Annotated in this window: 17 protein-coding genes; 10 read left to right on the top strand and 7 right to left on the bottom strand. The window is 57.3% G+C overall.

Annotation, left to right across the window (positions count from 1 at the left end; genetic code table 11):
• Positions 1 to 36: 36 nt before the first annotated feature.
• Positions 37 to 501 carry a tRNA (uridine(34)/cytosine(34)/5-carboxymethylaminomethyluridine(34)-2'-O)-methyltransferase TrmL gene (gene trmL, locus F591_RS0108900; protein WP_019534248.1) on the top strand — a complete coding sequence of 155 codons (465 nt, stop codon included), beginning with the start codon at positions 37 to 39 and terminating at the stop codon, positions 499 to 501.
• 156 nt (positions 502 to 657) lie between these two features.
• Complete coding sequence (locus tag F591_RS0108895; protein ID WP_026326478.1) at positions 658 to 909, top strand: AbrB/MazE/SpoVT family DNA-binding domain-containing protein; 252 nt, start codon at positions 658 to 660, stop codon at positions 907 to 909.
• Positions 910 to 982: 73 nt separating this feature from the next.
• On the opposite strand, the gene F591_RS0108890 is transcribed toward F591_RS0108895, so the two are convergent.
• Entirely contained in the window at positions 983 to 2,485 is a 1,503-nt protein-coding gene (locus tag F591_RS0108890; protein WP_245581005.1) for an alpha/beta hydrolase, read from the bottom strand.
• Between the two features lie 366 nt (positions 2,486 to 2,851).
• Here F591_RS0108890 and F591_RS0108885 point away from each other — a divergent pair, with 366 nt between their 5' ends.
• A complete protein-coding gene (locus F591_RS0108885; RefSeq protein WP_019534245.1) occupies positions 2,852 to 3,031 on the top strand; it encodes a hypothetical protein in 180 nt (59 codons plus the stop codon).
• A 208-nt stretch (positions 3,032 to 3,239) separates the two neighbouring features.
• Positions 3,240 to 4,232, top strand: coding sequence for an NAD-dependent epimerase/dehydratase family protein (locus F591_RS27675; RefSeq protein WP_019534244.1), 993 nt, complete (start codon positions 3,240 to 3,242; stop codon positions 4,230 to 4,232).
• A 211-nt stretch (positions 4,233 to 4,443) separates the two neighbouring features.
• Here the strand turns inward: F591_RS27675 and F591_RS0108870 are convergent, their stop codons facing one another.
• Genes F591_RS0108870 through F591_RS0108855 form a run of 4 tightly spaced genes read right to left on the bottom strand, consistent with a single transcriptional unit; the run spans position 4,444 to position 9,421 of the window.
• Complete coding sequence (locus tag F591_RS0108870; protein ID WP_019534242.1) at positions 4,444 to 5,514, bottom strand: phosphodiester glycosidase family protein; 1,071 nt, start codon at positions 5,512 to 5,514, stop codon at positions 4,444 to 4,446.
• 17 nt (positions 5,515 to 5,531) lie between these two features.
• On the bottom strand, positions 5,532 to 5,969 hold the full coding sequence (locus tag F591_RS0108865) for a hypothetical protein (RefSeq protein ID WP_019534241.1): 438 nt from the start codon (positions 5,967 to 5,969) through the stop codon (positions 5,532 to 5,534).
• Positions 5,966 to 7,600, bottom strand: a complete 1,635-nt coding sequence (locus F591_RS0108860) for a response regulator (RefSeq protein ID WP_019534240.1) — start codon at positions 7,598 to 7,600, stop codon at positions 5,966 to 5,968. The genes F591_RS0108865 and F591_RS0108860 overlap by 4 nt, the downstream gene beginning before the upstream one ends.
• Positions 7,601 to 9,421: a cache domain-containing sensor histidine kinase gene (locus F591_RS0108855; protein WP_019534239.1), complete on the bottom strand. Its 1,821-nt coding sequence runs from the start codon at positions 9,419 to 9,421 to the stop codon at positions 7,601 to 7,603.
• Positions 9,422 to 9,667: 246 nt separating this feature from the next.
• On the opposite strand from F591_RS0108855, the gene F591_RS0108850 reads away from it, so the two are divergent.
• The gene (locus F591_RS0108850; RefSeq protein ID WP_019534238.1) at positions 9,668 to 10,549 is read left to right on the top strand and encodes a carbohydrate ABC transporter permease; all 882 of its coding nucleotides are present in this window, start codon (positions 9,668 to 9,670) and stop codon (positions 10,547 to 10,549) included.
• Complete coding sequence (locus F591_RS0108845) at positions 10,549 to 11,385, top strand: carbohydrate ABC transporter permease (protein WP_019534237.1); 837 nt, start codon at positions 10,549 to 10,551, stop codon at positions 11,383 to 11,385. Before F591_RS0108850 ends, F591_RS0108845 begins: the two co-directional genes overlap by 1 nt.
• Positions 11,386 to 12,065: 680 nt before the next feature.
• Here the strand turns inward: F591_RS0108845 and F591_RS0108840 are convergent.
• Positions 12,066 to 12,731 (bottom strand): IclR family transcriptional regulator, encoded by a 666-nt coding sequence (locus tag F591_RS0108840; RefSeq protein WP_026326475.1) that lies wholly within the window; start codon positions 12,729 to 12,731, stop codon positions 12,066 to 12,068.
• 491 nt (positions 12,732 to 13,222) lie between these two features.
• Here F591_RS0108840 and F591_RS0108835 point away from each other — a divergent pair, with 491 nt between their 5' ends.
• The 3 genes from F591_RS0108835 to F591_RS32680 all read left to right on the top strand — a co-directional run bounded on the left by F591_RS0108835 (position 13,223) and on the right by F591_RS32680 (position 17,162).
• Positions 13,223 to 14,521, top strand: coding sequence for an ABC transporter substrate-binding protein (locus F591_RS0108835; protein ID WP_019534235.1), 1,299 nt, complete (start codon positions 13,223 to 13,225; stop codon positions 14,519 to 14,521).
• A 186-nt stretch (positions 14,522 to 14,707) separates the two neighbouring features.
• Positions 14,708 to 15,991, top strand: a complete 1,284-nt coding sequence (locus tag F591_RS0108830) for an MFS transporter (protein ID WP_019534234.1) — start codon at positions 14,708 to 14,710, stop codon at positions 15,989 to 15,991.
• An 85-nt stretch (positions 15,992 to 16,076) separates the two neighbouring features.
• Entirely contained in the window at positions 16,077 to 17,162 is a 1,086-nt protein-coding gene (locus F591_RS32680; protein WP_051109158.1) for an NAD(P)/FAD-dependent oxidoreductase, read from the top strand.
• Between the two features lie 258 nt (positions 17,163 to 17,420).
• On the opposite strand, the gene F591_RS0108820 is transcribed toward F591_RS32680, so the two are convergent.
• A complete protein-coding gene (locus F591_RS0108820) occupies positions 17,421 to 18,200 on the bottom strand; it encodes a DUF2161 domain-containing phosphodiesterase (protein WP_019534232.1) in 780 nt (259 codons plus the stop codon).
• A gap of 339 nt (positions 18,201 to 18,539) precedes the next feature.
• On the opposite strand from F591_RS0108820, the gene F591_RS0108815 reads away from it, so the two are divergent.
• On the top strand, positions 18,540 to 19,889 hold the full coding sequence (locus F591_RS0108815) for a sn-glycerol-1-phosphate dehydrogenase (RefSeq protein WP_156829494.1): 1,350 nt from the start codon (positions 18,540 to 18,542) through the stop codon (positions 19,887 to 19,889).
• The last annotated feature ends 764 nt before the right edge of the window (positions 19,890 to 20,653 follow it).

Raw genomic sequence — 20,653 nt, 5'->3', positions numbered from 1 at the left:
AAGAGCGGTCCGGCAAGCGAGGTGATATCGACAACTATGGCATTTCATATCGTACTGGTGGAGCCCGAAATTCCGGCCAATACCGGCAATATATCGCGAACCTGCGCGGCGACGGGCACCTGGCTGCATCTGGTGCGTCCGCTCGGCTTCCGCACGGACGATCGGACGCTGAAGCGGGCGGGGCTCGATTACTGGCATGCCGTCAAGCTGGAATATCACGATTCATTCTCCGAGGTGAAGGAGAAATATCCGGAGGGCCGTTTTTTTCTGGCTACGACGAAAGCGGATAAGCGGTATACGGATATTTCGTTCCGGGACGGCGATTTCCTTGTGTTCGGCAAGGAAACCAGGGGGCTCGCTCCGGACATTCTCGCGGCTCATCCCGGACAGCTGATGCGATTGCCGATGACATCCGACGTCAGATCGCTCAATCTGTCCAATTCGGCCGCGATTATCCTGTACGAAGCGCTGCGGCAAACCGGCTTTCCCGGCCTTCAGTGAAGCCTGGGCCGGTCTGCCCGCCGGCCAAGCCGCCGATCGAATGCTCGGCCGCGAGGTTTATGGCAAAAATGGGCAAAGAGGGAAGGAATTTATTCATAAGCGTCGAATAATCTAGAGGGATTACCCGTAGATTTCAGGAAAGTTGGTGAATTGATGATGAAACCGGCAGGCGTCGTCAGAAAAGTCGATCAGCTGGGAAGAATTGTGCTGCCCAAATCGCTGCGCAAGCGATATCAAATGAATGAAGGAGACCCTGTGGAGATTCTGGTAAGCGGAGACCATATCATCCTTGAACGGTATCGTCCGCGCTGCGTCTTCTGCGGTTCCATGGAGCAAGTCAGCGAATTCAAGGAGAGGCACATCTGCGGCGAATGCCTTGGAGAGATGCAGGTCATTAAGGAGCAGTAGCCCTTGCATCGTCCCATTGCCACAGCATCCTGCGGCCAGAGCGCTTAAGGCGCCCGCAGGATGCCGTTTTCTTCTACGGCTGAAGAGCCTGCTTTTTGCGCATCCAATGGCGCTGCTCGCGCTCCTGACCGAGATGAGCATACAGCTCGATAATTCGGTCGTATATGCTTTCCTCCTCCGGAAACAGCTCCAGACAGCGCGTGAGAAACGGGATCGCTTGTTCGTGTTGAAGGCGGTTGCAGCAGTAGTCAGCGGCCCACAAGGCGAGCTGGACCCACTGATGCTCCGTTTCCTCCTTGAGCGCCAAAGCGAACGGATCGTAGAAGCCGGGCAGCACCCTTGCCGTTATTTGGCCGAGCAGCTGACGGCAGATCGTATATTTCATCTCGGGGTCCCTCTCCTGCTGGGCTCCCCTTATTAACGATTGCAGCTCCTCCAGATCGCATTCGACGACGCCCATGAGCCGTACGGTGTCTCTGCCGACGTGAACGCATGAATTTTCCCGCTCCCTGGTCTCCAGCAGCTTGGCAAAATGATTCAAATAAACCCGTAAATTGCCAAGCGCCTTCTTGACATCCATCTCCGGGAACAGCGCATCGCAGATTTGTTCACGAGTCGCTATCGGATGAAAAACAAGATAGAGCAGCAGGTTTTTGGCGTATCGGGTATTCCAGCCATCCTTCAGCAGCTTTCCGTTCAAAGTCACCTCAAACGTATGCAAGCATTTGACGGTCAGTATAGGATTGGCCGAATCCGTACCTCTCGCTTGTCGATGGAGCCATCGGGGCGGGCCGGCGCTCGGAACCATCCTGGCTGAAAGCGCTTCGCCCGGCAGCGAATGCGTTGGCTTCCGGATAAAATAATCGATCCAGTCGGCCGTATAGCGCGGCTGGTCGATAAACGGCATATTCGCGGCAGCAGGAACGATAAACAAGGTGGCGCGCGACAAATAAGCGTAGGAAATGCCGCACACGGCCGGGCCGAAGATCGGATCGAGCTCTCCCGTCAAAATCAGCGCCGGCTTTCCCGTATACGCCAGCTCTTCAACCTGATTCGATAGAGCCGGCAAGGCCAGCAGCTCGAAGTATCGGTTGCGGTTTACGCGCCTGTAGGATTGCGCGATGCGGTCCATGAGCTCGGAGCGCTCCGGATCGATCACGATGCGCCTGGCCATCGTTCTGCCGAGAATGTCCAGATCGCTTCCAGCGGCAAGGTGACAGCGGTATTGGAACTCTTGGGTGAGGAAGTCGGCGGGGCCCGAAATCGGCGGAGAAATGTACACTACTTTTTCAATGATCGTCGGATAGCTGGTGGCGAACCGGGCCGACAGATTGGCGCCCAGCCCGTGTCCGATTAAAATAACAGAAGCAAGCCCCAGTTTTCTGATCAGCTCGTGCAAATCCTTGCATAAGAGATCCCAGGAAACCGGGGCGGAACCGCTTTCGCTTTGGCCATGTCCCCTCAAGTCGTAGAGAAGAATGGAATATCGGTCTTGCAATAGAGATATAATGGAGTGCCAGTATGATGAGTCCAGACCCGCATCGTGAATCAAGACGAGAGTTCGGGTACCGGCCATGTCGCATGGATAATATTCGTAATAGGTCTGTATGGAGTCTATGGGCATAAACGGCATGATGTAAGACCTCCGAATTCCTCGCGGAAAGGAAATAGTCATTTTGGACTATTTTTGGTTTCCGGTTCGATTATAGCAAATAACTGGTATTAGTAAAATCCAAAGTTAAAAAAATTTTTAGAAACGCAGGAAAAGGCGCAACTGTAACTATGTTGTAACGCTGCTTTTGGTAATATAGGGATGATTCATGTATATCAATTGTATTAAATTAAAATATAAAGCATACCATGCCGTAAAGAATATCGTTTTTTTATACGACTAACAGCATATTTATATAGTTGACTATAACATGGATGGAGAGAAATATTGATGAATAAACTGAAGCATATAAATGTAGATATCAATGTGATTGTACGTCAGCTCGGTTTGCGGTTGGACAAATATGAAGCGTTTGCGTCGGAACGAACGTTCTGGAATGAACCGTCTCTGGTTAAAACGATGAACCGCGATCAAATGTGCGCCAAAAGAGCCGGATCTGTCGCAAAATAATCGCTTGGAACGCAAATTCAGCCCTCCGAGTCCGACAATCCTCCCTACTAGCTCCAGCAACTTCATTTATGATACAAAAAGTATCCCATTTTTATAAAATTTCATTTAAAAATGAATGTTTTTTACTTGAAATAGTCCTATTATTCGATAAAATATGATACAATTCGTATCAGGTTGTCTTGATACGTTGATAAGGGGTGTATCACGAATGAAGATCTTGGTGACGGGCGGAGCCGGATTCATCGGTTCGCACACGGTAGATAGGCTGATTCTGGAAGGGATGCAGGTTGTTGTCGTCGATAATATGACTACGGGAAGGAGCGAGAATATCCATCCGAAGTCGCAGTTTTATCATGCGGATATCGCCGGGCCCGAAATGCGCGGCATTATGGAGAAGGAGCTTCCCGATGTGTGCATTCACTTGGCGGAAGCGCCGATTCCGTCCCAGGGCAAGCCTCTCGGAGCGATGAACCCCGATATGCGCGGTTTGATCTATTTGCTGGACTTGTGCCGGGAGTTTAATGTGAAAAAACTGGTCTACGGCTCGTCCGCCGAAGTGTACGGCTCGAAGGAACCGGAGCCTGTCGACGAGACTTATCCGTGCGCCCCCAAGTCGGCCCTCGGATTTTCCAAGCTGGCTCCGGAGGAGTATATCAAAGCGTTCGCCAATTTATTCGGTCTGGATTATACGATATTGCGGTATTCTTCCATTTACGGAAGCCGCAGCGATCGCGACGATTTCATCCTTTCGAGGATCATTAATAGCGTCATGGACGGCTCGCGGCCGCCGATTTACGGGAAGCATACGCGGTACTGGGACTTTCTTCACGTCTCCGACGCCGCCGAAGCGAATCTGCTTGCGATTTCCCGGGGGAGCGGGCAGACCTACAATATCGGCTCGGGACGAATCGTGGGCATTGAGGAGCTGCTGCTCATCCTGCAAGATTTGTTCAATGTCTTCGTTCGTCCGGTGTACAAGGCGGGACGTGCGGAGGATAAGCAGCAGATGCGCCTGAATATCGATAAAGTGCGGCGCGAATGGAACTGGCAGCCGCGCATTTCGCTCGAAGAAGGGCTGGTGATGACGATGGGCGAGCATGTGCACCGCCTGTTTATGGAGAAGCTTCGCGAAGCGCCGTATACGAAGAGCCTAAGGCCCGTGCAGCGGAAAAAATGGGCGCGCCGCACCAGCTCGCTGTAACGGCCTGCATATACAAAAACGAAAGGTCTGCAATATTACAGACCTTTCGTTTTGTCCTCGTTATAAGCTGCCGTTAGCATGGCGACGATAAACATGAGGAACACGGTGATGACTAACCAGAATGTAGCTGACATCGGAGACACCTCCCTAGCCTATTATAACCAACCGCCGCCCAAAAGAAAACGTATAAAATGTGAACGGCGCGCAATGGTTATTTAAAAAACAGGAAATGGGTCGGGAGCTGCCGCAGCCTGCCTTTGTCCGACGGCTTGTTGATGACCTGTCCCTCGTAAACGAGGCTGCTGGAGCCTCCGCCGTCGAGATTGTAGGCATCCTTCACGCCAAGCGCGACCAGCTTGTCCTGCAGCTCGGCAAGCGTCGCGCCGGAGCTTCCGTTCTCGTCATAGCCGTCCACGACGAGGAACAGCAGCTGATCGTTCTTGAAGCTGCCGACGACCGTGCGCGGCGCGCGCGTCGACTGCCAGGCGGCCGGAAGCGGCTGCTTCTTGCCGTTTTGCAGCAGCACCGGCACGAACGTGGCGCCGAAGTCCGGATTCAGCTTGTCCAGGTCGGCCTGCCGGGAGAATTTGCCCCCGATCAGCTTGCGGTCCTTGGACATGCCGACGAAGGCCAGATCGTCGAACGTCGGCTCGAAGCCGTAGACATATTTGCCGTTGTACATCGTCGTGCTGAGCGGATACCGCTTGCCGGTTTTCGGGTCGTCCGCATAGCCGCCCGCGTTCACCCCGGCCACCGCGCCGTACCGTTTCGCCGCGCTCAGCGTCGTCTCGCTGCCGCCGACCTGATCGTTGCCGAGCACCATCTGCATCGCTTTATCGGACTTCAGATCGACCTTGAGTCCATAGCCGTTATACTTCGCTTCGCTGAAATAATACAGCTTCAAATCGATATTGTCCGTCGAGGTGGAGCGGGATACCTTGCCCCCCAGGTGCCGGGCGACCCGTTCCTCGAAGATGGCGGTCGGCCGCTGCGATGCTGCTTCGGCCGTCTTCAGCATCGACGACATCGCTTCGTTGCTTTTCGCATACAGCTCGTAAAACCGTTCGACCGTCGCCCGCGTTTGCGCGGCGTCGGACTGCGTCTTGTCCAGCTTGGCCAGCGTCTCCTCCAGCGCGGGAGAGAGATCGATGCGGGAGAACGCCGTTTCGGCGCGCTCCGGCAGCTGGACGGCGAGCGGGAAAATCATCAGAAAGACAATAATGCCGAGAAAAGGCGCTCCCGCCAGCAGCATCGTTCGGTTGATCAGCGGGATCGGATTCATTCAGGCTCTTCCTTTCCTTACTGAAGGGCGTCCAAATCTTTCTTCAGCTCGTCCAGTTGTTTTTTCACTTCCGCCAGCTGCGTGTACAGCTGATTGCTGTTATCCGTCTTTTCGTTGGCGCTGTCCTTGGTAAAAGCAAGCAGCTCGCCGACCGAGTCGATCTTCGTCTGCATTTGCGTCATATCCGCTCCGATCGACTCCTTCAGCTGAGCGAGCTCCGCTTCATATTGCGCCTTTACCGCCGCCAGCTGCGCTTCGGTCTGCCTTGCGATATCCGCCGCGATCTGGGCGCGGAGATGGTCCGTATACAGCTTGGCGCCCCACATCCCGCTGGCCACGAGAGCGGCCCAGACGAGAAGCAGCAGCACATAAGTTTTGGCTGTCGCTCCGCCGCGCGGCTTCGCCTGCGCGCGGTTGGCCGGCTGCGCGGCAGCCGGCTCTACTGAAGTATTCACGTCGAATTCACCTTCCTGTATTCGTTGGGCGTTTGCCCTACAAGCTTTTTGAACACCTTGCTGAAATATTTTTCGTCGTCGTATCCGACCATTTGCGCCACCTGGGCAATCCTCAGGTGAGGATTAAGCAAGAGCACCTTCGCATGCTCCATCCGGATGCCGCTCAGATAGTCGGACAGATTGAGCCCGAACACTTGCTTGAATTTCCGGGATATGTACTCCCTGCTCAAAAAGAATTGACCGGAGATGCTTTGCAGCGTCATTTCTTCCCGATAGTGCTGCTGTATATATTTGGCGATGTCGTGAATGACGCTGTTTTCCTGCCGCTGATGGCCGAGCATCGCCCGGGACAGGCCGGTCAGGCTGTCGATCAGCCGTTTCTCCCAGAGCTGCAGGGAGAGAGAGCCATCCTCGCCGAGCAGCGCGGACAGCGGCATGCTTCCGAAGGAGGCTTCGGCGGCCGCTTGCGCCGGCGCTTCGCTGCCGAACCATTCGGCCTGCCATTTGTTCTTCGCGACATGGAATTCATGCCACCAGAGCTCGAGCTGCTCGGCGGTAATCCTCTCCAGCAGGCTCACCCTCTGCATCCACCCGGCGACGGCTCTGCGGATCTGCTCGGGACTGCCGCTGCGAACGGCAAGCCGGATCGACTCGGCGTAATCGCCGAAGGCCAAATCGCCCAGCGGAGCGGAAGCTCCCGGTTCGTACAGGTGCACCTTCTTTTCGCTTTGCAGCAAATTGCGCAGGTTCAGCGCCTGCCTCGCTTCCTGGTAGGCGGCAGGCAGTTCCGCGGGAAATGCCCGCACGCGGCTTGCGCCGATGTCCAGGCTGCTGCGGAACGTGGCGACGAGCGCCCGCTCCAGCTTCTCCAGCAGCGGCGCCGCTTCACCTTGCCGGCCGTACAGGAGCAAAATAATCTCGCTCTCGCTGTTCCAGTAGCGGTAGGCGACGCCGCTGCGGGCCGTACCGTCGCGCAGCACCTCGTTGCATACGTTCGTCAGCGAGAAGAACAGCAGGTCCAGGTCCGGCTCGAACTTGGCTCTCAGCCTGGGCGACATCGTATCCAGACTGACAATAGCGACCCGGCATTCGCGGATCTGGCGGCCGAGCCCGAACTCCTTGTCCAGCGCCGCGGCGTGCTGCTCGTAGGAAGCGGGCTCGGAGATGAGGCAGGACAAAATTTTGTCCCAGAACACCGGGCGAATCCGATTCATCTCCATGCTCCGCTCGCGCTCCTTGCGACGCTCCGCTTCCTCAGCCTCCCAGCTGCGGATGGCCCGCTCCATCGCGGCCCGCAGCTGCTTCCCGTCGACAGGCTTCAAAATATAATCGACGCCCCCGTATTTGACGGCGTGGCGAACCAGATCGAAATCGTCGTGGCCGCTGATGACGATCGTTTTGCCTTGCGGATAATGCTCGCTCAGCCATTCCAGCAGCTCCTTGCCGCTGCCGAGCGGCATCATCATGTCGGTAATGACGATTTGCGGCTTATGCTCGGTCACGAGCCGGATCGCATCCAGGCCGTCCTGCGCCTCGAGCACCTCGGCGATCCCGAGCTCCTCCCAGGGCACGAGGAGCATGACGGCATCCCGGACATGCTTTTCGTCGTCGACAATAATCGCTCTCATCATTTACGCCTCCTCTCGCTGCGGCGATTCCGCAGGGATGACGATGACGACGCGCAGCCCCGCCGGCTGACGGGGCTCGAGCCGAAGCGATGCCCGTTCGCTGATGAACAGCTCCAGCCTCGTCTTGACGTTGAGCAGACCGATGGATTCGTCTTTCGCGCCCGCTTCCCCTGCGGCCGAGGCGGACGACTCGGAGAGCAGACGGTTCAGCCTGTCGATCTCCTCCGCCGGCATTCCCCGGCCGTTATCCTCTATGACCAGCGTCAAGAGAGGAGGGGAAGCCTCGGCATCGATGCGGCTGGACAGCGTAAGCTCGCCGGTCTGATGCCGCGGGTCGAAGCCGTGCTTGAAATAATTTTCCACGAGGGGCTGCAATGTCATTTTCGGTAGTAAAATGTCGACAGAAGCCTCATCCATATCATACCGCACGTTCAGCTCATTCTCAAAACGCTGCGTCTGCAGCTGCAAATACGCCTTCACATGCTCCAGCTCCCGCCGCAGCGGGACGACGGTTTCGCCCGTACTCATGCTGTAGCGCATCATTTTGGCCAGCGCCGAGAGCAGCTTGTACACCTTAGGCACGCCGCTTTGCAGCGCGAGCGTGCCGATCGACTGCAGGGAGTTGTACAGAAAATGCGGATGAATTTGCGCCTGCAGCGCCTTGAGCTGGTTCGTCCGGTTCGCCAGCTTGAGCTTGTACTCCTGAGTAATAAGATGATTGATCGTCCCCATCATATCGCGAAAATGGCGGGCCAGGATGCCGATTTCGTCCTGCGAGCTCACCTGGATGTCCACATCGAGCTGGCCTGAGCGAATCCGGTTCATGTAGCCGATCAGCTCCTTGATCGGCCGGGTAAAGCGAACGCTGATCCATAAGGTGAGCAGCGCGACCACCGCCATCAGCACCGCCAAAATAACGAACTGAATCCGCAGCAGCTCCCGGGCCCCTTGATACAGCTGGTCGTAGGGAATGCGCTTGACCATATACCATGTCAAATAAGGCGTCTCCACCTTCTCGTATATATGCATGCTCTGCCCCGCTTCCAGGTGGCCCGACGCTTCCGGCTGCGCCAGCATGCGGCCGACCCATTCCTCCCCTTGCCGGCTTTCGCCCGGCGTCCAGCCCGCCTCCGAGCTGTAGATCACCGTTCCGCCCGCATCCAGCAAATAAACGTCCTCCTGCTCGGTACGGAGCCGGTCCATCATCTCCGCTAGGCCTGTCAGCCGAACATCGATCGAGAAGGTGCCGATCCGCTTCATGGACGGAATGCGGAAGATGGCGCGGTGAATACTGATTACCGGCTCGGGGGCATAGTAGAAAGACATGGGAATGCCGTATGTATGGCTCATATGAGCCGGCTCGACCTTCGCATCAAAGGATTCGGGCAAATAAGGAGGTTTCAGCTGGTAGCTGATATCTGAATACGGATATCGCCTCATGTTGCGGACCAGGAACGAACGCGCCTCGCCCGGACCCCGTTCGAAAATGTTCATATAAACCTGGGATACGTCCCTGTTCAGCGATATCGTCTGCATCAGGCGATAAATTTCCGGCTCGCTCTGGTAGCCGGTAAAGCCGAGAGTAGTCAGCCGGATGAAGGACGAATCGCTGTAAATGGAGAAGGACAGCTGATTCAGCGAATCCATATAGTTGATCAGATTCAGCCGCCCTTGCTCGAGCAGACGGGTGCTCTCGCGGATGGCGTTCTGCCGGACGGACTGTTTCGTGTACACGTTCGTTACTACCATCGACGCGCTGATCGGGACAATGGTTGCAATGAGCAGCACAAGAATCAGACGAAAGCGGAAACTGCTGCGGCCCATAACCTTCGGGTGCCTCCTTGTCGGGAATGGTCAATATTTTGCACCTATCGGTTCATCATCTTCCGTTTCGGTGCGTTATGCCCGTATTTATAATGGGATATACGAAAAGGATAGCCGAATCCGTCGATGGCCCAATGCCCGCTCCATCCGATTGCGGCTTCTAAAGAGAACTCATACAGCGTACTACAACCGGAATTGACGGCGCAATAGCGGCAATCGCCAAAGCATGTGGAGGAGGAATAGATGATGAAACGACGCCCACTGTCGGCTTGGCTGGAACAGCTCGTATTTATCGGGCCGGCGTTCATTTCGTTTACCTTGATCGTGATGATTCCCTTTTTGCTGGGGATGTATTATTCCTTTACCGATTGGAACGGCGTTTCGGGGACGGTGACCTTCATCGGCCTCGGCAATTTCAAGCAAATTTTGTTTAACGATCCGGACTTTATGCGCTCGTTCTGGTTCACGACCCGTTTCTCGATCGCGGCGGTCATCCTGACGAATGTGCTGGCCTTCATTCTCGCCCTGCTGCTGACGCGCCCGCTCAAGCTGCGCAACCCGCTTCGCACCGTGTTCTTTTTGCCGAACGTGATCGGCGGGCTGCTGCTCGGGTTCATCTGGCAGTTTATTTTCGTCAAAGGCTTTCCCGCCATCGGGCAGCTGACGAACATTCCGTTCTTCAACCTGCCGTGGCTGGGCGACGAAACGACCGGGTTTTGGGGCATCGTCATCGTCTTCGTCTGGCAGTCGGCCGGTTACTTTATGGTGATCTATATCGCGTCGCTGATCAATGTGCCGAAGGATGTGCTGGAAGCGGCCCAGATCGACGGCGCATCTCCGGCCCAGGTGTTGTTCCGGATTATCGTCCCGCTCATCATGCCGGCAGTGACGGTATGCCTGTTCCTGGCGATCTCGAACACGTTCAAGATGTTCGACCTGAACTTGTCGCTGACCAAAGGCGGGCCGTTCAAATCGACGGAATCGCTGGCGCTGAACATTTATACGGAGGCGTTCCAAAATAACCGGTTCGGGCTCGGGACCGCCAAGGCGCTTATTTTCTTTGTCGTCGTGGCGATCATAACGACGATTCAGGTGAGGATTACGAAGAGCAGGGAGGTCGAAGCGTGATGGAAGCGCGGCAAAGATATACGGCGTGCACCTTGGTTGTCGAAATCGTCGCCGTGCTGCTCGGCCTGCTGTTCCTGGTGCCCTTTTACTTCGTCATCGTCAACTCGTTGAAAACGTTCGCCGAGCTGCTGACAGACCCGACCAGCCTGCCGACGGCGCTGCAGTGGAGCAACTTCAGCAACGCTTGGCGCATCATGAAGTTTCCGACCGTACTGACCAACTCGCTGGTGATCACTGTGCTGGCCAATCTGGCAATCGCCCTCATCAGCGCGATGGCGGCTTACCGGATGGTGCGGCACAAAACCCGCTTCAACCGGCTGTTTTTCTCGCTGCTGGTCGCGGCGATGGTCATCCCGTTCCAGTCGATCATGATCCCGCTGGTCCGGGTCGCTCGCACCGTCGGCCTGTTCGACAGCATCCCGGGGCTGATCGTCTGCTACATGGGATTCGGCGCGCCGCTGTCGGTGTTCCTGTTCCACGGCTTCGTCAAATCGATCCCGCACGAAATCGAGGAATCGGCTTCCGTGGACGGAGCGAGCGCCTACGGCACGTTCTTCCGCATCGTGCTCCCGCTGCTGAAGCCGATCGCCGTCACCGTCATCCTGCTGAACAGCCTGTGGATTTGGAACGACTTCCTGCTGCCGTTCCTCATCCTGCAGAGCCCGGATCTGCGGACAATCCCGCTGGCGACGAACTCCTTCTTCGGCCAGTACACGAAGCAGTGGGATCTGGCGCTGGCCGCACTGGTGCTCGGCATCACGCCAATCGTCATCTTCTTCCTGGCGATGCAGCGCCATATCATTGAAGGCATCACCGCAGGCTCGGTCAAGGGGTAAGCTGCGCGGAGCGGGGCTAGGGCACACGAGAGGGGGCCGAGGCGAGGGCGTCCGAGATGGCGCGGCTTCGTGCCGATGGAGAGGCCGCCGACCCGAGGCGCCGCAAGGCCGGCGGCGAGCGCAGGCGCCTGCCCCGAAGCCGGGCGTGGTGGCGCAGCGCGCGAGCTCGATCGAGGCGCCGAGCCCACGAGGTGCAAGATTAGGGCGCCCCGCCCGAACCCTTGGTTTCCCGCGTTGAGTAAAGCACCACTCTGGCAGTAAGAACGAAAAACAACCTTATTTCTCCGGAAATTTCATTTTTCGGAGAAATAAGGTTGTTTTTTTATCTTAATTTCTTCCAAACAGCCCTAATTTAATAAAAACATAAACATTAAGAATGAAAAACGTTCTTATTCAGACAAATTAACTAAATTACACCAAACTAAGCGCAAAAAACAATCTTATTCCATGTTCATTACACTTCCTAACCCCGCAAACTCTGCATACGCCTTACAGTTTCTATACACACACGCCTTATAGTTCCTATACACGCAAACTCCAAAACTCCCCATAAGCCTCATACTTCCTAACCAAGCAAACATACCATCTTACCAACTCCCTGCCTACCTTCTCCCGTATACTAACTCTTTACCTCCTTCCCTAGCGTGCTTTCTATCATAACTCTCCCGGCCGCTTACCCTTTAAGCAAACTCCCGCACCCGATTCAGCTTATAACGCCGAATCCGCACCGTACCGCCTCCGTCCGGGGCCAACCAATCCAGCTCGACAAGCGAATGAAGCAGTTTTCGCGCTTTCGCTTTTTGAACGCCCAGCAGACGGCATACATCATTAGGTTCAATGGGTTTTGCTGTACCCGATGCAAACCGTATAATCTCGCGTTGTTCCGCGTTAAGTCCCTCGCCGGCATGCGGCATCCCGTTCAGCCAAATGCCCATGAACTGCTGCACCAGCTGCTGGCAATAACGCGGACGCTCCGTCAGGTCGTCGTACGAGAAGCGCAGCAATTTCCAGCCGTCCATCAGCAGATGGTTTTGCCTCATCAAATGATCGGAAAACTGCGCACGGCTAATGTTTCGCCAGTGGGGTCCGTAGCCGTCAATCTCCAGCGCCAGCCGCAGCTGTCCCCGGATAAACGCGAAGTCCAAATACCGAAACCCGTCCTTGAAATCGGCGATTTCGTATTCGGGATGCAAATAGTCAAAGCTTTTGAATACCGGCCACCATACCTCCTGCAAAAAACATTTTTCCGCATGGGCATGTCCTTCCTGCAATCTTCTCCGTCTTTCTCCCGCTCGTCTACCTGCATGATCGTCAAGGAACGCTTCATAAGCTTGCTCGAAATTCAACGCCAATTCCCCCTCAAAAGCTGTAAAATGAAAACAGCCGCCCCATTCCTGTGCAGCGGATGACTGCCAAAGAACGAAGCGGCGTGTGCTTCACAGACCGTGTCCATATTTTAGCATAAGAAGCCCTCAAGCGTAAACAGCTAACAAATCCGTACTATCTATAAAAGTTGAACGAATGTTTTCAGCCGGGGTCGTCGTGTGTCATGTTCTTCCGATCACTGTTGTTCCCAGATTCCTAATTCCAATCGTAGAGGTAGAAATCCGGGAACAAAGGCGAACGCTCGCTTCTTCAGAACACGTCACACTATGGCCAAGCCGCGCTGATGGTTTCTCTCGTTCAACTGGTATCTTTTTATACATCAACACCTTCCACCTAAATGTTCAATATCCTCGGTGTCGGCGCTTTCAAACTGAATTTAAAATAGAGACAGTGAAAACAATATATAAGCAACATGCTTCCAAGCTTGTGAAAAAGGGGAGGTAATCGGCATATGAAGCAAGGATTCAAAAAAACGGCTGCCCTGACGATGAGCGCGGCGCTGCTGGCCGGCCTGGCGGCAGGCTGCGGCGGCAATCAGGCGCAGGATGGGAACAATGCCGGAGGCGGGGCGGAGGGTAATCAGGTCACACTGAAAATTTTCCAATTTAAAGTGGAAATTAACGAAGCCTTGAACCGTTTGAAGGACGAATACGAAAAAACGCATCCGAACGTGAAGCTGCAGATCGAGACGGTCGGCGGCGGGGCGGATTACGGAGCGGCGCTGAAGACGAAATTTGCCTCTAACGATGCGCCCGATATTTTTAATAACGGCGGCTTTCGCGAGATGGAGACCTGGATGGAGCATTTGGAGGACTTGTCCGACCAGCCGTGGGTGAAGGATATCGCCCCGGTCGCGAAAGAACCGATGAGCAAGGACGGCAAAATTTACGGCCAGCCGATGAACATCGAAGGCTATGGCTTCCTGTACAATAAAGAGCTGTTCCAAAAAGCGGGAATCACCGAGCTGCCCAAGACGCTCAGCCAGCTGGAAGAAGCGGCCAAGAAGCTGCAGGCCATCGGCGTCACGCCGTTTTCCAACGGCTATCAGGAGTGGTGGATTCTCGGCAACCATACGTTTAACGTGGCCGTCGCCCGGCAGCCGGATCCGAACCAATTCATCGCCGGTCTGAACGACGGGTCGCAAAAGTTCGGCGGCCCCATATTTGACGACTGGACGCGGCTCGTTGACTTGACCTTGAAGTATGGGCAGCCGAACCCGCTGACGACGGATTACAACACGCAGGTAACGAATTTCGCGACCGGCAAAGCCGCGATGATGCAGCAGGGGAACTGGACGCAGGTGCAGATCAACCAGATCAACCCGGACATCAAGGTCGGCGTCCTGCCGATGCCGATCAACGAAGACGCCGAGGCGAACGACAAGCTGTTCGTCGGCGTGCCGAACAACTGGGTCATCAATAAGAACTCCAAGGTGAAGGCCGAGGCGAAGGAATTCCTGAACTGGCTTGTCACATCCGACATCGGCAAGCAGTACATGACCAAGGAGTTCAAATTCATCCCGGCGTTCACGAACATTACGGCAAGCGAAAGCGATGTGGGCGATATCGCCGTCGACATTATGAAGTACACGAGCGAAAACAAAGTGCTGAGCTGGAACTGGTTCAAATACCCGGACGGCGCGGTGCAGGAATTCGGCGCCTCGATGCAGGCGTATATCGCCGGCAAGAGCACGAAGGAGCAAATGCTGGCAGACTTCCAAAAAACGTGGGATAACCTCAAGAGCAAATAGGAATCCCGCCTTATCGGCTTCAGGCTTGGCCTCAGCGCGTTTAGCTGGGGCCTTTGACGTTTGCACTGCTTCCGCACCTTGCTACAATGAGAGAAGCTTGAGCTTATAACGATACCGAAAAAAATGACAACAGCATAAAACAAGAAGAGGTGCGGTATGCGGACCGGGGCGTGGAGAAATCGGTGGATGGATTGGCTTGAGGCGAGGCGGGGTCTCGTGCCGCCGGACAAACGGCTGTCTCCGGAAGCGGTGACAGCGCTTTACATTCATTTTTTCTTTCAGTTCGGCGCCTCCATGTCGGGCGTGTTTCTTACTCTGTACTTGTGGAGGCTTACGGAAAGCTTGTGGATTAACGGCATGTACAACGTGATCAACTATGCGGCAGCTCCGTTCGCCTTCGCTCTCGGCGGGCTGATTATCAAGCGCAAGGACCGGATGGTGACGTATCGGATCGGGATCGCGCTGACGGCGTTGTTTTATCTTGCCGTCGTCATCGCGCAGGAGCGGGTCGTCGATTATTACGTGCTGTTCGCTTTGTTTGCGGGCGCAGCCGGCGCTTTTTATTGGGCGGGATATTTGACGCTGATGTACGATGTCTCGACCGAGCAGAACCGGATTCGTTTTCTTGCTATCAATACGATTGTGTTCACCTTGGGCGGGCTGATCGGCCCGGCTTTGGCCGGGGCGATCATCGCGCGGAACGACGGGCTGCAGGGCTATACGATCGTGTTCGGAATCGCTTTCGTCATGTTTCTATTGGCGACGCTCGGCAGCCTGCGCATCCGTTCGCAGGAGTCCCATCACAAAGCGTACTATTTGAGGCTTGTCGGCTTGCTGATGAAGCGCAGCCCGGACTGGGGCCGCTCGTTGTTTGCCTTTACGGCGATGGGATTGTTCCAGGGCATCATGCTGTTTTTGCCGAATATTTTGCTGTTTCAGATCGTCGGCAGGGAAGATCTGGTCGGCTATTTGGGCGTCGTCTATGCCAGTCTCAGCATCGCCACGGGCATGTTCATCTCAAGGTACGGCAGCGAAGCGAAAGAAAGGCGGTTCGTGCTGGTCGCCGCGGCCGGCTTTGTGGCCGGCACTCTGTTTATAATGTGGAAAATGTCCCTGGCGACGGTCGTTGCCTTCATGGTGCTTTATTCGATCTGCGCTCCCCTGCAGGGCAATACGCTTACTTCCTATTATTACAGGATGATTGGCACGCTGCCGCTCAAAGGACAGCTCCGCGTCGAATCGGTCATCATGCGCGAGACGTTCCTGAACGCCGGGCGCGTCATCTCGATTATCGCGCTGATCGTGCTCGTCCGCTACGGCGGCAGCGGCCTGCTGCCATGGGTGCTGGCCGTCGCCTCCGTGCTGCAGCTGAGCCTCGTATGGCTGCTTAGCCGCGGAGAGACGAGCGTCTCCGGCGGGAGGCCCTCGCGGAGCAAACCGGCCTTGGGCCGCAAAGCCGCATCCCGATAACCGCAACCAGGAATGAAAAAGCCGCCAATCGGGGCAACCTATACCTAAACAGGCTGCTTGCGGAAAGGCGGTTTCGTTCTGCATGATGTACGATTGCATCATTATTGGCGGAGGCATTGCCGGACTTCAGGCCTCCATTCAGCTGGGCCGATACCGGCATAAAGTGCTTGTCGTGGACAAAGGGCGCGGGCGTTCGACGTTATGCCAGGGGTACCGCAACATGTTGGGCTGGCCGGACGGCGTATCGGGCCCCGAGCTGCGCCGGCTTGGCCGGCTGCATGCCGAGCGGCTCGGCATCGAATTCCGCGAGGCGGAGGCGACGGCGGTCGCCCGGATCGCGGACGGCCATTTCCAGGTGATGCTGGACGCGGGGCAGGGGGCTGTCAGCGGGGCGACGCTGCTCATCGCCACAGGCGTGAGCGACCGTTATCCCGACCTGCCGGGCCTCGAAGGCTGCCTCGGGCGGACGATCTTCGTCTGCTCCGATTGCGACGGCTATGAATCGGCCGGCAGGCGCACCGTCGTCCTTGGCTCCGGCGTTGCCGGGTACGGCATGGCAACGGCGCTTACGTACTGGTGCGACCGGATCGTCTACGTGAACCATGAGCGCCAGGCGCTGGGCAGCGAACGATTAAGCCGGCTGAAGGAGCTCGGCATCGAATATATCGAAGAGGAAATCGCGGAAGTGCTGACCGGGCCGGAAGAAGCGGAAAGGATCGGGCCGGCAGCCGCGGCATCGCCGTTTGCGGGACAAGCGTCCGCGGGCGCTGTCGCTTCCGCCGCGGCATCGCCATCCGCGTGGCAAGCGCCCGCAGGCGCAGCGGCTTCCGCCGCGGCGGTCGGCGGCCGGCTTAGCGGAGTGCGGCTGACGAGCGGGAGGGTCATTCCTGCCGATATCGGCTTTATTGCCTTCGGCGGCAATGCCGTCCATTCCGGGCTGCTTGCCCATCTCGGCGTCGAGCGGATGGAAAACGGCCATATCGTCGTCGATCCGCGCAGCAAAATGACCAGCGTCCGCGGCATTTGGGCTGCAGGGGACATCGCCGTGCACTCCCAGCAGGCGACGATCGCTATGGGCGAGGGGGCCCAGGCCGCCATCTGGATTCATAAGGAGCTGCTGAAGCTGCGGCCTGGGCGCTCTGCCGCCTCCGGCGAAGCGCTCCTCCGCTGAGGCAGGCCTTCTCCGCCCTGCCCGCTGCCTGGGTACAAGCGGGTCAGGCCCCCCTTGCCCCGGCTCGCTGCCTGGGTACAAGCGGGTCAGGCCCCCCTTGCCCCGGCTCGCTGCCCGGGTACAAGCGGGTCAAGCCTTCCTCGCTCCGGCTCGTTGTCCGGGTACAAGCGGGTCAAGCCTTCCTCGCTCCGGCTCGCTGCCCGGGTACAAGCGGGTCAAGCCTTCCTCGCTCCGGCTCGCTGCCTGGGTACAAGCGGGTCAGGTTTTCACCGCCTTCGCTCTTTTGCGGCCGGCAGCCGCCTGTACTTCCTCCTGAGTCGGTACGGGAAGCGCGGCGACGACATGGGCGAAGACGGTCAGCGCCTCCTCGCCGAGCGGGGTCAGCCGGTAAACGCCCCGCTCCACCCGCTGATACCAGCGGTATACGTTATTTTGCAGCATGCCGGCCGCTTTCACGTTGCCGGTCAAATCGCGCAGCTGCCGCGGGCTGCACGGGCCGTATTCGCGAAGCAGCAGAGCCAGATGCAGCGCCTTCTCGCGGTAGGCGGTGACCAGCTTGCGCTGCGTGCTGCCGCCGACGTTGTAGTCCGCTCCGCGCTCGCGGAACTCGTGAATGAGGCGGCCGGCGGCCGGCTTGCTCAGCCGCGGCGGCGACAGGAGCAGGGAATCGTCGCCCGGCGGATGACACTGCACCTCGACGCGCGGCTTTCGCGTCTTGTAGAATCGCACCGTGAGCATGCCGAGGCCGAGCATCGCGCACAGCTTGCGCAGCTCCGGCCAGGTGGCGCCATGCGGGGCGCGGCCTTTGTTCGGCAGCTCGAAAGCGACGTATACGCTCCGGCTGATGCGCAGCCGATCGATGCCCTGCAGCAGAAGGGGGATGGAGAAGCTGCGCTTGAGCTCCACAATCAGCGGCGGCTCGTCTCCCCGCATGGCCACCAGATCGCAGTGCCGCACCTCCCCCTTTACTTCGTAACCGAGCTCCTCAAGGTAAGCTTTGACGGGAGCGTACAGCTCGGTTTCCGTTCGTACCGCCATCGATTCTCCTAACTCCTTCCATCGTCGTTCATCTATATCGTCCCCCAATAACGCACGTTGCGCCGCGAAAAGCGCCGCAGGATGAGAACATCAATTCGGATGCTGTCATTATACCACAGGGTTTGGTACGATAGATAACAAGTCTGGAATTTATAGTATCTATAGAGAGGCGAATCAATCGCCATCGGTCGTCGCCTTGGGTTATTGAAAATTCGCCGGCAGATAACCGCCAAATTTTCAAGAGGACGCCTATGACGAGCGAATCAATCGCCATCGGTCGTCGCCTGCGGTTATTGAAAATTCGCCGGCAGATAACCGTCAAATTTTCAAGAGGGGAGAATGGATATGAACTTACTGGAGCAAGCGGGCCGCATCGAGCCGTGGCTCGGGCGGACGTTCACCTGCGTATGCGGAAAAGAGCACAGCGTCCCGATCCGGCATATCTCGATCGAGGCGGGGGCGCTGGCCGCGCTGCCGTCCTATGCGGCGGAGCGCGGTTACCGGCAGCTGCTCGTCGTCTGCGACCGGCGGACGGAGGAGAAGGCCGGGCGGGAGCTGGCAGAGCGCTGCCGCGAGGCCGGAGTCGAGGCGCCCATATGCCTGCTGGAGGACGATCACAACGGGGAGCTTGCCGCCGATGAACGGGCCATCGTGCAACTTATGCTGCAGCTGAACGAATCGGTTCAGGCGCTTGTTGCCGTCGGCTCCGGCACGATTCACGATATCGTGCGCTTCGTCGCCCATCGCGCCGGCCGCGCGTTTCTCAGCGTGCCGACGGCGCCGTCCGTGGACGGCTTCGCCTCCGTCGGCGCTCCGCTCGTGATCGGCGGCTTCAAGCAGACGGTCGCCTGCTGCGCGCCCGAGGCCATCTTCGCAGACCTCGCGCTGCTTGCGCAAGCGCCGCGGCCGATGATTGCCGCCGGCTTCGGCGACATGCTCGGCAAATATACGTCGCTGGCCGACTGGTCGCTCGGCGCATGCCTGCTGGGCGAGGAGAAGTGCGAACTGGCCGCCTTGATGACCTTCCGCGCGCTGGAGCTCTGCATAAGCCATACAGGCGAAATCGCGCGAGGGACGGAAGCGGGGCTGAGGCGGCTTATGGAAGGGCTCTTGCTGTCGGGCATATCGATGCTGATCGCAGGCCACTCCCGTCCTGCCTCCGGGGGAGAGCATCATTTGTCCCATTATTGGGAAATGAAATATTTGCAGCAGGGCAGACCGGCGCTGCTGCACGGCGCGAAGGTGGGAGCCGCCACGGTCACGATGAGCCGTCTGTACGCCGGCATCGCGCAAATCGATGCAGAGGAAGCGCAGGCTCTTGTCCTTCGGCGGCTGGCCGAGCCGGGCCGGCTGTCGGTGGAACGCATGGAGGCGGAGATCCGCGAGGCCTACGGAGCGATCGCCGAAGCGGTGCTGGCCGAGAATGCGGAATCGCTGAATCCGGATAAGCACGCCGCGCAGCTCGAGCAGCTGGCCGCCCGAATTGCCGAGCGGTGGGACGATGTGCGGCAGATCGCGCGCTCCGTTCCCGCTCCCGAACGGTTGACCGCCATGCTGGCGGAGGTCGGCGGACCGGTGACGGCTGGCGAGCTCGGCGTGCCGGCGGAGCTGCAGGAGGAGAGCGCCAAATACGCGCTGTATGTGCGCAACCGGTATACGGTCATGCGTTTGATGCAGTGGCTGCAATGAAGCTTTAGCCAAATAACGAAACGGACAGACGAGACGGGCGCGCAGCCCGTCTTTTTTAAAAAAATAACGGGCCATAAGGCTTCCCGGCCTCGGTGAAACGAATCGGCCTTGAAGCATCAAGGTAATTAGAAGCGGATTGCGGCCAAGCACGAAGCACTTGCGATCGGCGGACCCGTGCTGCCGGGAATGGCTTGCTCGCTTTGCTTGCCTCACGCTGCAAGCCTCGTTTGGCATGCCGTGGGCTCACGTTTTGCCGGGCAGACCTTAAGCTAACGCTAGCCAGAGTGCTTATTTCACTCGGGAACGATCGATTTGAAATTGTAACGCAAGCAAGCAGCCTTATTCGGCATTTTGGGCTACCCAATTCAGCGTTCTAGACAAAATAGCGCTATCCACTTGCGTTACATTTTAAAAAGGCGGCGTTTCAGCAAAATAGCGTTTGTCACTTGCGTTAGACATGTGGTTGACCGCCGCCATGCAGCAAACCGGGCGCTGGGAGTACCAAGCCCCCCGCTAAACCGCGGTCGCGCTTCCTCGAAAGGGGTGTCGATAGACTTTTTCTTACCGTTTTGTCTAAAATATCGGAAACTTCGAATCGGCACCTGCATAGGTATTTAATACACTTCGTTTTTGAAAGACAAGAGCTCGAACCGCCGGCGGCGTTCATCCCTGTTCCTGGACGCGGCGGGCGGCGCCGGGGTGCCGGCTAGCGGAGCCTGGGACGCGTTCGCGTCTTGCAAGGCCGCTGTCCTCGTCCGGCGCAG

Origin of the sequence: Paenibacillus ginsengihumi DSM 21568 (genome assembly GCF_000380965.1) — a bacterium.
In the GTDB taxonomy this organism is placed as follows: domain Bacteria; phylum Bacillota; class Bacilli; order Paenibacillales; family NBRC-103111; genus Paenibacillus_G; species Paenibacillus_G ginsengihumi.
Note: the sequence above shows the minus strand (reverse complement) of the source record. Positions and strands in the feature narration are given on the sequence as shown.

Bases quoted from the DNA above. Each gene is read 5' to 3' on its own strand.
- F591_RS0108830 (WP_019534234.1), top strand. From the start codon at position 14,708: ATGGATTGGCTTGAGGCGAGGCGGGGTCTCGTGCCGCCGGACAAACGG.
- F591_RS0108850 (WP_019534238.1), top strand. From the start codon at position 9,668: ATGAAACGACGCCCACTGTCGGCTTGGCTGGAACAGCTCGTATTTATC.
- trmL (WP_019534248.1), top strand. From the start codon at position 37: ATGGCATTTCATATCGTACTGGTGGAGCCCGAAATTCCGGCCAATACC.
- F591_RS0108870 (WP_019534242.1), bottom strand. From the start codon at position 5,514: ATGAATCCGATCCCGCTGATCAACCGAACGATGCTGCTGGCGGGAGCG.
- F591_RS0108860 (WP_019534240.1), bottom strand. From the start codon at position 7,600: ATGATGAGAGCGATTATTGTCGACGACGAAAAGCATGTCCGGGATGCC.
- F591_RS0108845 (WP_019534237.1), top strand. From the start codon at position 10,549: ATGGAAGCGCGGCAAAGATATACGGCGTGCACCTTGGTTGTCGAAATC.
- F591_RS0108815 (WP_156829494.1), top strand. From the start codon at position 18,540: ATGGATATGAACTTACTGGAGCAAGCGGGCCGCATCGAGCCGTGGCTC.
- F591_RS0108820 (WP_019534232.1), bottom strand. From the start codon at position 18,200: ATGGCGGTACGAACGGAAACCGAGCTGTACGCTCCCGTCAAAGCTTAC.
- F591_RS0108855 (WP_019534239.1), bottom strand. From the start codon at position 9,421: ATGGGCCGCAGCAGTTTCCGCTTTCGTCTGATTCTTGTGCTGCTCATT.
- F591_RS0108835 (WP_019534235.1), top strand. From the start codon at position 13,223: ATGAAGCAAGGATTCAAAAAAACGGCTGCCCTGACGATGAGCGCGGCG.
- F591_RS0108895 (WP_026326478.1), top strand. From the start codon at position 658: ATGAAACCGGCAGGCGTCGTCAGAAAAGTCGATCAGCTGGGAAGAATT.
- F591_RS0108890 (WP_245581005.1), bottom strand. From the start codon at position 2,485: ATGGCCGGTACCCGAACTCTCGTCTTGATTCACGATGCGGGTCTGGAC.
- F591_RS32680 (WP_051109158.1), top strand. From the start codon at position 16,077: ATGTACGATTGCATCATTATTGGCGGAGGCATTGCCGGACTTCAGGCC.
- F591_RS27675 (WP_019534244.1), top strand. From the start codon at position 3,240: ATGAAGATCTTGGTGACGGGCGGAGCCGGATTCATCGGTTCGCACACG.
- F591_RS0108885 (WP_019534245.1), top strand. From the start codon at position 2,852: ATGAATAAACTGAAGCATATAAATGTAGATATCAATGTGATTGTACGT.